This window comes from Kitasatospora sp. NPDC050543, assembly GCF_044457565.1.
GTDB lineage: Bacteria > Actinomycetota > Actinomycetes > Streptomycetales > Streptomycetaceae > Kitasatospora.
In genome coordinates, this window is the sequence record NZ_JBITGZ010000005.1 from 342,855 (window position 1) to 358,244 (window position 15,390).

A 15,390-nucleotide genomic window follows, 5' to 3' on the forward strand; every position below is an offset into this window, starting at 1 on the left:
CGTGTTCGGCCGGTGGCGGCGGGGCTGATGGTGCTGGCAGTGTTGCTGGTGCTGGCGGTGCTGGCTGCGCTTGTGGTGCTCTGACAGCTTTCGGGCACGGCGAACTCCTGCGTTCGGTCCCGCCTGCGTCGTGGGGGCAGACGGGACGCGCGAGTGAGGGTGGGCCGCCGGCCGGTGGCGCGAAGAACATGACATGCTCGCGCTTGTTACCGCTAGGTATCTGCAACACCTTTCTCGCTGTGTTACCGGGCGGTTCAGATCAGTCGCGAGGCGGAGCCGCCCGTTCCCAGCACGGCCGCCAGATCGTCGGCCAGCCGCGGCGCCTCGCCCGGCGGCAGGCTCGCCACGGTGAAGCGCAGGCCGGGCGGCGACTGCATCCTGAACCGCGCCCCGGGCGCCGCCACCCAGCCCCGCTGCACCAGCGCCGCCAGCGTCCCGGACTCGTCCTGGACGGGCACCCAGACGTTCAGCCCGCTGGCGCCGTGCGCCTCGATCCCGTGCGCCGCAAGCGCGTTCAGCAGGGCGTCCCGGCGGGCCCGGTACGCGGCGGCGACCTCGGCCACCGGCGCCGCGTCGGTACGCCACAGCTCGGCGACGGTGCGCTGGAGCAGGTGGCTGACCCACCCGGCGCCCAGCCGCTGGCGGCCGAGCACCCGGGCCATGGTGTCCGGATCCCCGATCGACACCGACAGCCGCAGGTCGGGGCCGTACGCCTTGGCGCAGGAGCGGACCACAGCCCAGCGGGCGGTGGTCCGCTCCCCCTGCGGGCCGCGCACCAGCGGCTGGTAGGCCTGGTCGACGATGCCGTGGCCGTGATCGTCCTCGATCAGCAGGACGTCGGGGTGCGCGGCCAGCACCGCGCGCAGCGCGGCCGCGCGCCCCGGGGTGAGGGCGGCGCCGGTGGGGTTCTGGGCCCGGCTGGTGACGATCACCGCCCGGGCGCCGGCGGTCAGCGCGGCGGCGAGCGCGTCGGGCAGCGGGCCCTCGTCGTCCAGCCGGACGGGGGCCGGGCGCAGGCCCAGGGCGGGCAGCAGATCCAGCAGGCTGCCCCAGCCCGGGTCCTCGACGGCGACCTGGTCGCCCGGGCGCAGCTGGGTGGCGAGGATCCGCTCGATGGTGTCCAGCGCCCCGGAGGCGACCGCCAGCGAGCCCTCCGGCAGGCCGTCCGCGCGGTAGAACTCCCGCGCCAGGCCCAGGAGTCCGGGGTCGGCCGTGGGGTGGCCGTAGAGCACCGGGTCGCGGTCGGCGGCGTGGGCCGCGACGGCCAGGGCGGGGCCGAGGGCGGGCAGCAGCGCGGTGTCGGGGTTGCCGGCGGACAGGTCGCGGGCGTGTTCGGGCACGGGGACGCGGATCCCCTCACGCGGGGTGAGCGCGGGGCGCGGGCGGATCCGGCTGCCCCGGCGGCCGGCCGTCTCGATCACCCCGCGGTCGCGCAGCAGGCGGTAGGCGGCGGCGACGGTGTTGGGGTTGACGCCGAGTTCGGTGGCCAGGTCGCGCAGCGGCGGCAGGGCCGCGCCCGGCGGCAGCGCTCCGGCGGTGACGGCCTGCTCGATGTCGGCCGCGATGTCGCTGGCGCGCCGTCCCTTGATCGTATAGTCTCCTAGCACAAAGTTGATTATGCACTAGTACATAGAGGTTGTCATGTCGGACGGCACCACGGCGTACTCCCGCACCACCCGCACCACCCCGACCCGCTACAAGGACCGGGCCACCTGGGAGCGGGAGACGATCCACGCGATCCTCGACAGCGCGTACATCTGCCACCTCGGCTTCATAGCCGACGACGCACCCGTCGTCCTGCCCACCATCTACGCGCGGGTCGGCAGCCGCCTGTACATCCACGGCTCCACCGGCAGCCGGCCGCTGCGCGGCGCCGCCGACGCCGGCCTGAAGGTCTGCGTCACCGTGACCCAGGTCGACGCACTGGTGCTGACCAAGTCCGCCTTCAACCACTCCGTCAACTTCCGCTCGGTGGTCGCCCACGGCGTCGCCCACCAGGTCACCGACCCTGCGGAGCTCGCGGTCGCGCTGGACGCGCTGGTTGACCACACCATCCCCGGCCGCTCCGGCGAGGTCCGCCCCGCCAACGCCAAGGAGCTGGCCGCCACCGCGGTGGTCCGCCTGGAGCTCGACGAGGTCTCGGCCAAGACCCGCGACGACGGCGCCGACGACGACGAGGCCGACCTCGACCTGCCGTACTGGGCGGGCGTCGTCCCGGTCTCCACGGTGCACGGCACGCCCGTGCCCGCCGACTCGACCACCGTGCCGCTGCCCGCGCACCTGCGCGACTTCCGCTGATCGGGGGCTGGTCATGCTGATCAGGAGCTGGGACCGCGGCGCCGAACCCGAGTGGCGCCGGTGGCTGGCCGCCGGGCGGGACTTCGGCCTGCTGGCCGCCAACGGCGGGCCGGGCCGCGGCCCCGTCCTGGTACCCACGCACTTCCTGCTGGACGCCGACCAGGGCGAGATCGTGCTCCACCTGGCCACCCCGAACCCCTTCTGGGCGGCCGTCCGGGCCGACCCCGAGGTGACGCTCGCGGTGACGGACGACTACGCCTTCGCCCCCGGCCACTGGCGCGGCGACCCGGGCACCCCGACCAGCTACTACGCCTCCGTGCAGTTCTCCTGCACCGCCGAGACCGTCGAGGACCCGGCCGGCAAGGCCGAGATCCTCAACCGCCAGCTCGCGCACTTCCAGCCGGAGACCCCGCAGACCCGGGTCGTCCCGGGCGGGGAGCCCTTCGGCCGGCTGCTCCCGGGCATTCGCGGCCTGCGGCTGACGGTGCGCGAGGTGCGCGCCAAGTTCAAGTACGACGACAAGAAGCCGGTCGAGCTGCAGTACGCCCTCGCCGGGCTGGTGGCCGGGCGCGGCCGGGGCCTGGACGCGGGTGTCTCGGCCCAGCTGCGGCGCCGGGCCGCCCTGCGTGGCGGCCCGCCCGCGACCGACGGCGGCGGCTGCCCGGCGGGCTGACGGCCGGTACGGGCCGGCACGGCCTGACGGCGCGGTACGGGCTGACGGATCGTCCGGAGGACCAACCGGGCGGCCCGGTGCGCGGGTTCACCCGAACGGGTCAACAGCGGGTGCGACACCCACCGGATCTCCCGCCCGGCGCGCGAAGGCCGCGCACCGCTGGTCGAATGGAGGGCGCACCCCTGTCCACGCCCGGCCGGACCCGCGGGCCGCGTACCCCCAGGAGTTCCCCGTGTCCTCCCTCAGCGCCCGCGCGCCGGTCGGCGAGCCGCACCTCGGGCACGTCGTCTTCATCTCGGCCGCGGCGGCCATGGGCGGCTTCCTGTTCGGCTACGACAGCGCGGTCATCAACGGCGCGGTGACGGGGATCCAGCAGCACTTCGGGGTCGGCAACGCCGAGACGGCCTTCGTGGTGGCGATCGCGCTGCTCGGCTCCGCGGCCGGCGCGGTGATCGCCGGCCGGCTGGCCGACCACCTGGGCCGGGTGCGGACGATGCTGCTGGCCTCGGTGCTCTTCGCGATCAGCGGCATCGGCTCGATGTTCCCGCCCAGCGTCCAGGTGCTGGCGCTGTGGCGGGTGGTCGGCGGCGTCGCGATCGGCATCGCGTCGGTGGTCGCGCCCACGTACATCGCCGAGGTCTCCCCGACGGCCTACCGCGGGCGGCTTGCCTCCTTCCAGCAGCTCGCGATCGTGCTCGGCATCACCGTCTCCCAACTCGCCAACTACGCGCTGAACCAGGCCGCCGGCGGCGAGTCCACCGGCCACCTGGCCGGCATCCAGGCCTGGCAGTGGATGCTCGGGGTGGAGGCCATCCCCGCGATCGTGTACGGGCTGATGGCGCTGGCCATCCCGGAGTCCCCGCGCTACCTGATCGCCGATCACCGCGAGGACCAGGCCCGCACGGTGCTGCTGGAGGTGGAGGGACCGGGCGTGAACCTGGACGCCCGGGTGGCCGAGATCCGCGCCGTGCTGGAGTCCGCCCACAAGCCGCAGGCGAGGGACCTGCTCGGCGGGCGGTTCGGGCTGCTGCCGATCGTCTGGGTGGGCATCGGAGCCTCGGTGTTCCAGCAGTTCGTCGGCATCAACGTGATCTTCTACTACTCGTCCTTCCTCTGGCAGTCGGTCGGCATCAACGAGAGTGATTCCTGCTGATCAGCCTCTCCACCTCGATCGTGAACGTGATCGGCACGGTGGTCGCGATCGCACTGGTCGACCGGATCGGCCGCAAGCCGCTGGCCGTGGCCGGGTCGGTCGGTATGGCGCTGTCGCTCGCCACCGCCGCCTGGGCCTTCTCCTACCGGCAGGGCACCGGGGACAGCGCGACCCTCGCCGACACCTACGCTACGGTGGCGCTGGTCGCCGCGCACGTCTTCGTGTTCTGCTTCGCCTTCTCCTGGGGCGTGGTGGTCTGGGTGCTGCTCGGCGAGATGTTCCCCAACCGCATCCGCGCGCTCGCCCTGTCGGTGGCCGCCAGCGCGCAGTGGATCGCCAACTGGGCGATCACCGTGACCTTCCCCGACCTCGCCGACTGGAACCTGTCGGCCACCTACGTCATCTACACGGTCTTCGCCCTGCTCTCCATCCCGTTCGTGGTCTTCTGCATCAGGGAGACCAAGGGCCGCGCCCTGGAGGAGATGGGCTGAGCACCCGCCCGCGCCCCACGCCGGCAGCGCCACCGGCCCCACCGGCCCCACCGGCGTCACCCGATCGGCGTACGACGCAGGCAGCGCGCCGGCGCCACGCCACGCATAGCATCGTCTGGCGGGCCGCCAGGCCCGGCGGCCCGCCCCGCGGGGCGGCGGCCCGCCTGCGTTCGCGGCCCGACCGACGGAGAGAAAGCCATGCCTGACCAGGGCGGCTCCCGGCAGAACGTCACCTTCCCCAGCCATGGGCGCCGGGCGCACGGCTATCTCGCCCTGCCACCGCAGGGAGTGGGGCCCGGTCTGGTCCTGATCCACGACCGATGGGGGCTGACCGGGCAGATCACCGCGACGGCGGACCGCTTCGCCGCCGAGGGCTTCGTCGTCCTCGTCCCAGATCTGTACGCCGGTCCCACCGCCCACGACGGCGCCGAGGCCGACCTGCTGCTGCACGAGCCGCCCCGGGAGGAGGCCGCGCGGGACCTTCGCGCCGCCGTCGAGTTCCTGCTCGGCGACCGGGCCGTGGTGGGGGACGCCGTCGGGGTCGCGGGCTTCTGCCTGGGCGGCGGCCTGGCCCTGGAGCTGGCGGCCGAGGAGGGCGAGCGGGTCGCCGCCGTGGTGCCCTTCTACGGCCTGCCGCGCGAGCCCGGCTACGACTACCGGGGCCTGACGGCCCATGTGCTCGGCCACTTCGGCGAGCTGGACCGCTCCCACCCGGCGGCGGAGGTGGACGAGGCCGCGATCCGGATCGGCGAGGCCACCGACCGGCGCCCGGAGATCCACTTCTACCCCGCCGGGCACGCCTTCATGAACGAGGAGAACGTCACCGGCACCTACGACGCCCTGCAGTCCCGGATCGCCTGGCGCCGCACCCTCAGCTTCCTCTGGGGCCACCTCGGCTGACCGCCCGGCGAACGCTCCACCTGGCGGCAGGGCCGCCCCTCCCCGGCCCGGCCGGCTCAGCCCGTGGGCAGCCAGCTGACGTGGCCGGCCAGCAGGGCGTAACCGACGAAGGCGACCGAGTCGATCAGACCGTGCGCGACCACCAGCGGCATCACCCGCCCCCAGCGCCGGTACAGCAGGCAGAACACCGCGCCCATCACCATGTTGCCGACCAGCCCGCCGACCCCCTGGTACAGGTGGTACGAGCCGCGCAGCACCGAGCTGGCGACCACCGTCGCAGGCCAGCTCCAGCCCAGCTGGCCGAGCCGGCGCAGCAGGTAGCCGAGGACGATGACCTCCTCCAGGATGGCGTTCTGCCAGGCCGAGGCGAGCAACACCGGCACCCGCCACCAGACGTCGGGCAGCCCGGAGGGCGCCACCGTCAGGTTGTATCCGGCGGCCTGCGAGGCCAGGTAGAGGGCAAGCCCCGAGCCGCCGATCGCGGCGGCGACGGCCGCGCCCCGGCCGAGGTCGCGCAGCTTGCTGCCGAGGTCGAAGCCGAGGACGCGCAGCGAGGTGCCCTCGCGTACCAGCAGATAGCCGACCAGGACGACGGGCATCAGGCCGCGTGCGATGTAGTAGAGCTGCCAGGCGAGGTCCAGCCAGGGGCGGCCGGGGGCGCGCGAGCCGTTGAGGGTGGCGACCTGCTGGCCGAGCGCGAGGGGCTGGGTGAGCGATCCGGCGAAGCTGATCAGGGCGCCGATCCCGCTGGCTCCCAGGGAGAGGCCGAGGACGGTCAGCAGTTCGACACCGAGCAGCCGCCGGGAGGGGGTCGCGGTCTCCGGTTCGCTCGAAACGGTGGTCACGGGTGCTCCAGCGGGCGGGCTTCGCCCCGGTGGTCGGCCGACCACCGGGGCGATCATCCTTCCATACCAGGATGAGAGGCCGGCCCTGCGGCTCACCCCGTCGGCTCACCCCACCGGCCAGGTGTGCACCGGCTCCCCCGCCTTCATGTACTCCATGTACCGGCGGGTCATCGCCGCGAGCGCGGCCGGGCGGTCCATCCCGAAGTGCTCGCGCAGCCGGTGGAAGGTGGCCTTCTGCCAGGCGGCGCCGTTGGTGCGGCGCAGGCAGCGCTGCTCGATGATGCCCAGGTAGCGGTCCCGGTCGGCGGCCTCGATGCCCCACTCGTCCAGGCCCTGGTGGGCGAGCGGGAGCAGCTCGTTCAGCACCAGCTCGACCGCCGGCAGCTCGGTCAGGCCCCCGGCGCGCCCGGCCCGGCCGCTGCGCGGCCACTGCACACCGGCGTCGATGCCGTACCGCGCGGCCTGCTGGAAGTTGGCGTCCGCCTGGACGAAGGGCAGCCGCGTCCAGACCGGCCTGGACTGCTCCGCGAGGACGCGGACCAGCCCGTAGTAGAACGCTGCGTTGGCGAGGGTGTCGGCGACGGTCGGCCCGGCCGGCAGGGCCCGGTTCTCCACCCGCAGGTGCGGCACGCCGTCGGCGACGTCGTACACCGGCCGGTTCCAACGGTAGATGGTGCCGTTGTGCAGCCGCATCTCGGCGAGGCGCGGGATGCCGCCGGAGGCGAGCACCTTGGCCGGGTCCTCGTCGTCGCAGATCGGCAGCAGGGCGGGGAAGTAGCGCAGGTTCTCCTCGAACAGGTCGTACGCGGAGTCGACCCAGCGCTCGCCGAACCAGGTGATGGGGCGTACGCCCTGTGCCTTGAGCTCGGCCGAACGGGTGTCGCAGGCCTGCTGGAAGAGCACCGGCCTGGTCTCGCACCACAGCTCGCGGCCGAACAGGAACGGCGAGTTGGCGCCGAGCGCCAGCTGCGGGGCGCAGAGCGCCTGGGCGGCGTTCCACACCGAGGAGAAGCGCTCGGGGGTGACCTGGAGGTGCATCTGGAGCGAGGTGGCGGCGGCCTCCGCGACCATCGTGACGGACTCCAGCTGGAGGCGCTCGACGCCCTCGATGTCCAGCGCGATGTCCTCGCCGCGCGCCGCCAGGATCTGGTCGCTGAGCAGGCTGTAGCGCTGGTTGTGGGACATCGCGTCCAGTCCCGTGTGCTCGCTCTCCAGAGTGGGGAGGATGCCGACCATCACGATCCGCGCACCCACCTCGGCCGCCTTACGGTCGGCGTAGCGCAGGCCGGTGTCGATCTCCTCGCGGAGGTCCTCCAGCACATGGCCGCAGAGCCGGTGCGGGGCGATGTTGACCTCGATGTTGAACCGGCCGAGTTCGGTCTGGAAGTCACTGGAGGCGATGGCACTGAGCACCTGTTCGTTGTGCATGAGCGGCTGTCCGTGCTCGTCGGCCAGGTTGAGCTCGATCTCCAGGCCCAGCACCGCCCTGGGCCGGTCGAACCTGTCCTCCCTGAGCATCCTGTCGAGCGCGTCGAGACAGGACTGGAGCTTGCGGCGGTACAGCTGCCGGTCCGACAGGTCCGCTCGCGTGGCCACGACCTTCTCGCCCATTGGTCCCCTCCTCCTAGGCCGACCGTGCAAGCATCATGCCCATCCCGAAGATCGATACCCGACGGCACCGAACAGGCGACCGGACAAGAGAACTGACGGTCTTTCAGTCAACTTCGGACTTGCCCGGGGACACTGAACGTGATAAACAGGTCACCCTGCGCACCTGTTCGAGTAGAATTCGCACTGCGCACCGGCCCGGCCCCGCACCGCTCCGAAACCCCCTGTCGACGGTGACAGCCGCGCCCGCACGCGATCATGCCCAACCGGACACGGCCAGGTCCCGTCACACCCCGACACACCGAGCCACGCCGGTATGCCGCACACTCGCACGCCGATCTCGCACGGAGAGGCGACCCCGCCCATGACTCTGCAGACCCCCCAGCCCCCGCCCAGCGCCCTGCGCGCCGTCCTGGCCGCGCTCGACTCGGAGACGGCACTGCGCCAGCCGGCCGCCGCCGCCCTGCGGCACCGGGCCGGGCCACTGCTGCCCGCGCACCCGCTCGCGGTCCATGTACTGGACGGCCAGCGCCCCGCGCTCGCGACCGCGCGGCGTACGGGCTGGCGCTTCCTGATCAAGGACGGCAACGAGGTGGCCGCTGCGGCGGAGGTGGTGCTGGGCATGGAGGGCCATACGTTCTCGCACTTCACGGCCGGGCCCTACCTCGACTCCACCGTCCGGGCGCTGCGCCATGCCTGGCAGCTCGCCCAGTCCGTGCGGGGCCGCCACCAGCCCCGGCTGCTGTCGATCCCCGGCCACTACGCCACCGCACTGTGGCTGCACAGCCCCGACGCCACCCCGGCCGCCGACCTGCTGATCCCGCTCGCGCCCGCCCCACTGGGCATCACCGCGCACCGGGCCTATCCGGCGGCCGACCTGCTCGCCATCCTCGCCCGGGCCGCGCTCACCAAACCGCTGGTGCTCGGCATGTCCTGATCCCACCGGACCACCCTCCGGGCCCGCCCGCCGCCGCCACCCCCGACCGGTGGCTCCACGTCCGCCCGGCCCGGCCGCCCGACGCCACCACCTCGCTCACCCGCGGTCCATCACCCGTCACCCGTCACCCGGACGGGTCATCCGGTATGGCCCGATCGGGCCACCCGATGCGATGCCCGTCCGGCATTCAGCTGCGCCTGCCACCATCTGAATGGGTGATCTCTGCCCGGTAGTTGTGGCGCATGTCACCAAATTGCTGCGCGACGGTCCCAGGACGCCGACACTGGGAACCAGCGTGGAAGGTCCACCTGTCCTACCCACAGAAGCGCCGGCTCACACCTGGGCCGGCGGGACAGGATCCGACTACCGCGGCGGCAGCCGGCCGATTCTCGCCGGAACCCGCACCACGGGGAGGATCGCAATGCGAAGCGAGGGTACGACATGTGCCAGCACCGTCCTGAGTGCCCGTCGGCCGAGTCCGAGGACCGCGAGGCAGCTGTCCCGGTGGCCTGCCACCCCGAGCAGGGGTGGAGCCTGCTCTGCAACGGCGTCCTGCTCTTCGAGGACACCGGGGAGCTGCTGCCCGACGGCCGGGTGATCGCCCCACGCCGTCCGCTGGCCGGCGCCACGACCTGACCGCGGGAGTCCGCCGCCCACCCGGCGTGGACGGCGAGCGCCCGAGGGCCCGGCACAAGCGCTTGTGCCGGGCCCTCGTTCGTCGTACTCAGGTCACACTCAGGCGCCGTACTCGTCCAGCGGCGGGCAGGAGCAGACCAGGTTGCGGTCGCCGTACGCGCCGTCGATCCGGCTCACCGGCGGCCAGTACTTGTCGGCCGGGTTGACCCCGGCAGGGAAGACCGCCTCGTGCCGCGAGTAGCCGTGCGCCCAGTCGCCGGCCAGGGTGGCGGCGGTGTGCGGGGCGTTGCGCAGCGGGTTGTCGTCCGCCGCCCACTTGCCGGCCCCGACCTTGTCGATCTCCGCACGGATCTCGATCATCGCCGCGCAGAAGCGGTCGATCTCGTGCAGGTCCTCGGACTCGGTGGGCTCGATCATCAGCGTGCCGGCCACCGGGAACGACATCGTCGGCGCGTGGAAGCCGTAGTCGATCAGGCGCTTGGCGATGTCGTCCACCGTCACGCCCGTCTCCTTGGTGAGCGGACGCAGGTCGATGATGCACTCGTGCGCCACCAGACCGCCGGGGCCCGTGTAGAGCACCGGGAAGTGCGGGGCCAGGCGCTTGGCGATGTAGTTGGCGTTCAGCACCGCGACCTGGGTGGCGCGCTTGAGGCCCTCGCCGCCCATCAGGCGCACGTACGCCCAGGAGATCGGCAGGATCGCGGCCGAACCCCACGGCGCCGCCGAGATCGGTCCGACACCGGTGGCCGGGCCGGCCTCCGACTGCAGCGGGTGGTTGGGCAGGTACGGCGCGAGGTGCGCGCGCACCGCGACCGGGCCGACGCCCGGGCCGCCGCCGCCGTGCGGGATGCAGAAGGTCTTGTGCAGGTTCAGGTGCGAGACGTCCGCGCCGAACTTGCCCGGCTTGGCGAGGCCCACCAGGGCGTTCAGGTTGGCGCCGTCCACGTACACCTGGCCGCCGGCCTCGTGCACGGCCGCGCAGATGTCGGTGATCTCGGTCTCGAACACGCCGTGCGTCGACGGGTAGGTGACCATCAGCACGGCGAGCTGGTCGCGGTGCTGCTCGATCTTGGCCTGGAGGTCCTCGACGTCCACGTCACCGTCGGTCAGAGTCTTCACCACGACCACGCGCATGCCGGCCATCACGGCCGAGGCCGCGTTGGTGCCGTGCGCGGAGGCGGGGATGAGGCAGACGTCGCGCTGGGTGTCGCCGTTGGCCTGGTGGTAGGCGCGCACGGCCAGCAGGCCGGCCAGCTCGCCCTGGGAACCCGCGTTCGGCTGGATGGAGACGGCGTCGTAGCCCGTCACCTCGACCAGCTGCTGCTCCAGCTGGCGGATCAGCGTCAGGAAGCCCTGGGCCTGGTCGATCGGCGCGAACGGGTGCAGATGGCCGAACTCGGGCCAGGTCACCGGCTCCATCTCGGTGGTCGCATTGAGCTTCATGGTGCAGGAGCCCAGCGGGATCATGCCGCGGTCCAGCGCGTAGTCGCGGTCCGACAGGCGGCGCAGGTAGCGCAGCATCGCCGTCTCGGAGCGGTGGCTGTGGAAGACCGGGTGGGTGAGGTACTCGTCCTCGCGCAGCAGCGCGGCGGGCAGCGCCTCGGCGCTCTCGTCCGGTTCCACGCCCTCGACACCGAAGGCGGCCCAGACGCCGGCCAGGTGCTCGCGGGTGGTGGTCTCGTCGCAGGAGACCGAGATGAGGTCCTCGCCGTCCTGGTGGACGTTGATGCCCTCGGCGCGCGCGGCCGCGGCGACGGCGCCGGCGCGGCCCGGGACGCGGGCGGTGACGGTGTCGAAGAACTCGCCGTGCAGCAGCTCCACGCCACCGGCGCGCAGGCCCTTGGCGAGCGCGGCCGCGTAGCGGTGGGTGCGGCGGGCGATGTCGGCCAGGCCGTCGGGGCCGTGGTAGACGGCGTACATCGAGGCCATGACGGCGAGCAGCACCTGCGCGGTACAGATGTTGCTGGTCGCCTTCTCGCGGCGGATGTGCTGCTCGCGGGTCTGCAGGGCGAGGCGGTAGGCACGGTTGCCGTCCGCGTCGACGGAGACGCCGACCAAGCGGCCGGGCAGCGAGCGGGCGTACTCGGCGCGCACCGAGAGGTAGCCGGCGTGCGGGCCGCCGAAGCCCATCGGGACACCGAAGCGCTGCGAGGTGCCGCAGGCGATGTCCGCGCCCAGCGAGCCGGGGGACTTGAGCAGGGTCAGCGCCAGCAGGTCGGCGGCGACGGCGACGATCGCGCCGAGGCCGTGCGCCTGCTCGATGACCGGGGCCAGGTCACGCACGACGCCGGTGGCACCGGGGTACTGGAGCAGCACACCGAAGACGCCACGCTCGGCGACCTCGGCCGGGATGCCCTCGGACAGGTCGGCGACCACGACCTCCACACCGGTCGGCTCGGCGCGGGTCTGGATGACGGCGATGGTCTGCGGGAGGGTCTCGGCATCGATCAGGAAGACCCCGCCCTTGACCTTGCCCACCCGGCGGGCCAGCGCCATCGCCTCGGCGGCCGCGGTGCCCTCGTCGAGCAGCGAGGAGCCGGAGGTCGGCAGGCCGGTCAGGTCGGAGACGACGGTCTGGAAGTTGAGCAGCGCCTCCAGGCGGCCCTGCGAGATCTCCGGCTGGTACGGCGTGTACGCGGTGTACCAGGCCGGGTTCTCCAGCACGTTGCGCAGGATGACCGGCGGGGTGAAGGTGCCGTAGTAGCCCAGGCCGATCATCGGCGTGAGCACCTGGTTGCGGGAGGCCAGCTCGCGCAGCTCGGCCAGGACCTGGGCCTCGCTGCGGCCCGCGGGCAGGTCCAGTCCGGTGATGGAGCGGATCGCCTCGGGCACGGCGGCGGCGGACAGCTCGTCCAGGGAGCCGTAGCCCACCTGGGCGAGCATCTTCTCCTGCGCCTCGGCGTCGGGGCCGATGTGGCGGGTCTCGAAGGGGCTGGCCTGCTCAAGCTCGGCAAGGGTCGCGGTGCTCTGCGGGCGACCGGCGTTCGGCTGGGCGTTCATGGTGGTCGAGGCCTCCTGGTCACGGACCGGCGGGGGCACGCACGCCGGGACGGACTTGGCCGCTGCGGACAGCGGATCGGCCCGGGCGGACGAACCCAACAGGCCTCCCCCTCTGTCATCGGGACCTGAGAGCTTCGCCCGCACGGGGCGTGGGTCGCCCCGCCGGCTTGCACCGTCGGTGAGGGTGGTGGCCGTCGGCTCCCTCGCCGGCGGTCCTGCCCTGCTTTCCAGAGTGACCTATCCCACACGGTACGGATGCCTGAGAGATTCCGGGGAGGAGTTGCTCCTTCGGCGCCCCCACCGCGGCTGGCGACGGTCGGGGACTCTCCCGAGCGGGCTCGGCGGTCGCGCCCAGGGTACCAGCGCAAACGCGTTCGATCACGGGTCCCACCGACTCGTCGCCGGGCGTCCCGGAGTCCCCCGTCCGGCCCAGTACCGGCCCGGACGGCGGCGCTCCGCTCGCAGCCGCCCGGTACATGGCTTTTGGTGTGAAGTGGCGGATGGGAAGGGCCCTCCAGCCGTCCCCCACGGGAGCTCCGCAGCAGCCAGCGCACTGGAGGAAAGAGTGCAGACCGACATCGACCCCCGAGACCTGATCGGACACAAGGCGGTCGACCGCAACGGAGACAAGATCGGCACCGTCGACGAGGTGTACCTGGACGACGCGACCGGCGAGCCCGAGTGGGCGGCGGTGCGGACGGGCATCTTCGGGCGGGACGCCTTCGTCCCGTTGACGACCAGCGAGTTCCTGGGCGAGGAGCTGCGGGTTCCGTACGACAAGTCGCTGGTGAAAGAGTCCCCCGACTTCGGCGTCGGTCAGCACCTGTCGCCCGCCCAGGAACTCCAGCTGTACCGCTACTACGGACTGGACACCCCGACGGAGGGCCGTCAGGCCGCGCAGGACAGCACCTCGGGCTCCCGCCCGGCGGACCTGGACTTCGGGGCCCCGCCGCAGCCCCCCGCCGCGGCGCCCCCCGCGCCTCCGGCTGCTCCCCCGGCGGCAGCGGCAGCCGCAGCGGCGGCCGCGGCCACCACCCAGGTGTCGACGCCGGCCCCCACGCCGATGACCAAGACCCCCGAGCCGCCGAAGACCATGGAGGCGGCCCCGCCGGCCGCCACCACCCAGATGCCGGCCCCACCCGCACAGCCTCCGGCCCAGGCGATCGGCCTCACCTCGCAGAGCCAGTCGGCCGGGCTGGACCGCAAGCCCCCGGCCGTCGAGGAGACAAACGTCCGCGCCGTCGCCGGAACCGCCCCGTCGTCCACCGCCCGCCCGCCGGCCACCCCCGGCGCGGCCATGGAGGCGGGTACGGCGCAGGGCCCTGCCGGTACGGGGCCGGGCGGCCTGCTGGAGATCACCTGCCACGAGGAGCGGATCGACATCACCACCGAGTGGCAGGTGATGTACACCGCCCGGCTGCGCAGGTACGTCACCAGCGAGACGGTCGAGCGCCATGTCCCGGTGGTCCGCGAGCGGGTGCGCGTCGAGCGGGTGCCGGTCAGCGAGGGCGAGCGGGACGCGCTCACCCAGCAGGAGATCGCCGAGGCCGTGGAGGAGGTGACACTGCGGGAGGAACGGCCGGTGGTGCGCAAGTACCTGGTGCCGGTCGAGCGGGTACGGCTGGTGGTCGAGCGCTACACCGACGACCACGTCGTGCGCGAGGAGCTGCACCGCGAGCACGTGGAGATCCACGACAGCTCCGATGCCGGCGCCACCCCGGGTGCCACCACCGCGGGCACCTCCGGACCGGGCATGTCATCGACGGACGCCCCCGGCACCACTGCGCAGCCGCCCAACGCCACCGGCACCTCGGGCACCACCGGTACCAACGCCGGTGGTACCAACACCACCGGCACCAACACCGGCGGGTCCGGCATGGCGATGTCCGCCCCCACGGCCGACCTGCTCAAGCCGCTGCCGCTGCGCCCCCTGGCCTGAGCGGCCCGCCCGACCCCGCGCTCCCCCGCAGTCCCCCGGACCACCCCGTCCGGGGGACTGCGCTTTGCCAAAGCTTCACCGATCGATATTTGACACAATGAAGTATCTCGCGGCATGGTTGCTTCAGTTCATTTACTTTCACCTGCCTGAAGCACTTGCCTCGGGCGCACGTAACTGGAGGAACCACCGTGAGTGAGGCACCACAGCCCGCCGCCACGGCCGAGAAGCAGAGCAGCGCCCGGGTCCTGCCCGCCCTGGTACTGGCGATGCTGGCGTTCAGCGTGGTGCAGACCGCGGTCGTCCCGATCCTGCCCTCGCTCGCCAAGGAGCTGAGCGTCTCCGGATCCAGCATCACCTGGCTGATGACGGCCAACCTGCTGTCCGCCGCCGTGCTCACGCCGCTGCTCGGCCGCTTCGGTGACCTGCGCGGCCGCAAGCCGATGCTGCTGATCTCACTCGCGGGTCTGGTGGCCGGCTCCGCCCTTGCGGTGAGCACCCACTCCTTCACCTGGCTGGTCGTCGCCCGCGTCCTCCAGGGCGCCGGCGGTGGCGTGCTGCCGCTGGCGATCAGCATCGTCCGCGACGAACTCCCGAAGCAGAAGGTGACCGGCGGCGTCGCCGCCATCAGCGCCTCGATGGGCGTCGGCAGCGGCCTCGGCCTGGTCGCCACCGGCCTCCTGCTGGAGCACTGGAACTACAAGTCGATCTTCTGGATGGGCCTGATCTTCGGCCTGCTCGCCCTCGCCCTGGTCGCCTTCCGGGTGCCCACCGACCCGGTCACCGACCAGGAGGGCGGCGCCGACCCGCTCGGCGCCATCACCCTCGCCGCCTGGCTCTCCGCCCTGCTCGTCGCCGTCAGCCAGGGCAACAACTGGGGCTGGACCTCCAACCGCACCCTGGGCCTGTTCGC

The 15,390-nt window shown here is 72.9% G+C and carries 11 protein-coding genes, 1 pseudogene and 1 riboswitch; of the genes and pseudogenes, 8 read left to right on the forward strand and 4 right to left on the reverse strand.

What is annotated here, in order from left to right:
* Window positions 1-254: 254 nt before the first annotated feature.
* Window positions 255-1,607, reverse strand: coding sequence for an aminotransferase class I/II-fold pyridoxal phosphate-dependent enzyme (locus ACIBH3_RS09270; protein WP_396311291.1), 1,353 nt, complete (start codon window positions 1,605-1,607; stop codon window positions 255-257).
* A gap of 34 nt (window positions 1,608-1,641) precedes the next feature.
* Between ACIBH3_RS09270 and ACIBH3_RS09275 the strand changes: the two genes are divergently transcribed.
* From ACIBH3_RS09275 to ACIBH3_RS09290, 4 genes and pseudogenes are all read left to right on the forward strand, one after another.
* A complete protein-coding gene (locus ACIBH3_RS09275; protein WP_396311292.1) occupies window positions 1,642-2,298 on the forward strand; it encodes a pyridoxamine 5'-phosphate oxidase family protein in 657 nt (218 codons plus the stop codon).
* A 13-nt stretch (window positions 2,299-2,311) separates the two neighbouring features.
* Window positions 2,312-2,971, forward strand: coding sequence for an FMN-binding negative transcriptional regulator (locus tag ACIBH3_RS09280; protein ID WP_396311293.1), 660 nt, complete (start codon window positions 2,312-2,314; stop codon window positions 2,969-2,971).
* 310 nt (window positions 2,972-3,281) lie between these two features.
* Window positions 3,282-4,615, forward strand: a pseudogene (locus ACIBH3_RS09285) (sugar porter family MFS transporter).
* Between the two features lie 198 nt (window positions 4,616-4,813).
* Window positions 4,814-5,515, forward strand: a complete 702-nt coding sequence (locus ACIBH3_RS09290) for a dienelactone hydrolase family protein (protein WP_396311294.1) — start codon at window positions 4,814-4,816, stop codon at window positions 5,513-5,515.
* A gap of 56 nt (window positions 5,516-5,571) precedes the next feature.
* On the opposite strand, the gene ACIBH3_RS09295 is transcribed toward ACIBH3_RS09290, so the two are convergent.
* Together ACIBH3_RS09295 and ACIBH3_RS09300 are read right to left on the reverse strand one after the other, a co-directional pair.
* On the reverse strand, window positions 5,572-6,360 hold the full coding sequence (locus tag ACIBH3_RS09295; RefSeq protein ID WP_396311295.1) for a CPBP family intramembrane glutamic endopeptidase: 789 nt from the start codon (window positions 6,358-6,360) through the stop codon (window positions 5,572-5,574).
* 105 nt (window positions 6,361-6,465) lie between these two features.
* Window positions 6,466-7,971, reverse strand: a complete 1,506-nt coding sequence (locus tag ACIBH3_RS09300; RefSeq protein WP_396311296.1) for a glutamate--cysteine ligase — start codon at window positions 7,969-7,971, stop codon at window positions 6,466-6,468.
* Window positions 7,972-8,332: 361 nt separating this feature from the next.
* Here ACIBH3_RS09300 and ACIBH3_RS09305 point away from each other — a divergent pair, with 361 nt between their 5' ends.
* Both ACIBH3_RS09305 and ACIBH3_RS09310 read left to right on the forward strand, forming a co-directional pair.
* Entirely contained in the window at window positions 8,333-8,905 is a 573-nt protein-coding gene (locus ACIBH3_RS09305) for a hypothetical protein (protein ID WP_396311297.1), read from the forward strand.
* 441 nt (window positions 8,906-9,346) lie between these two features.
* On the forward strand, window positions 9,347-9,541 hold the full coding sequence (locus ACIBH3_RS09310; protein WP_396311298.1) for a DUF5999 family protein: 195 nt from the start codon (window positions 9,347-9,349) through the stop codon (window positions 9,539-9,541).
* 99 nt (window positions 9,542-9,640) lie between these two features.
* Here ACIBH3_RS09310 and gcvP read toward each other — a convergent pair whose 3' ends face one another.
* Window positions 9,641-12,541 carry an aminomethyl-transferring glycine dehydrogenase gene (gene gcvP, locus ACIBH3_RS09315; RefSeq protein WP_396311315.1) on the reverse strand — a complete coding sequence of 967 codons (2,901 nt, stop codon included), beginning with the start codon at window positions 12,539-12,541 and terminating at the stop codon, window positions 9,641-9,643.
* A gap of 237 nt (window positions 12,542-12,778) precedes the next feature.
* Window positions 12,779-12,882: riboswitch (glycine riboswitch) on the reverse strand.
* A gap of 224 nt (window positions 12,883-13,106) precedes the next feature.
* Here gcvP and ACIBH3_RS09320 point away from each other — a divergent pair.
* Window positions 13,107-14,480 (forward strand): PRC and DUF2382 domain-containing protein, encoded by a 1,374-nt coding sequence (locus ACIBH3_RS09320; protein WP_396311299.1) that lies wholly within the window; start codon window positions 13,107-13,109, stop codon window positions 14,478-14,480.
* A gap of 188 nt (window positions 14,481-14,668) precedes the next feature.
* The coding region (locus ACIBH3_RS09325; RefSeq protein WP_396311300.1) for an MFS transporter at window positions 14,669-15,390 on the forward strand (722 nt) is incomplete at its 3' end.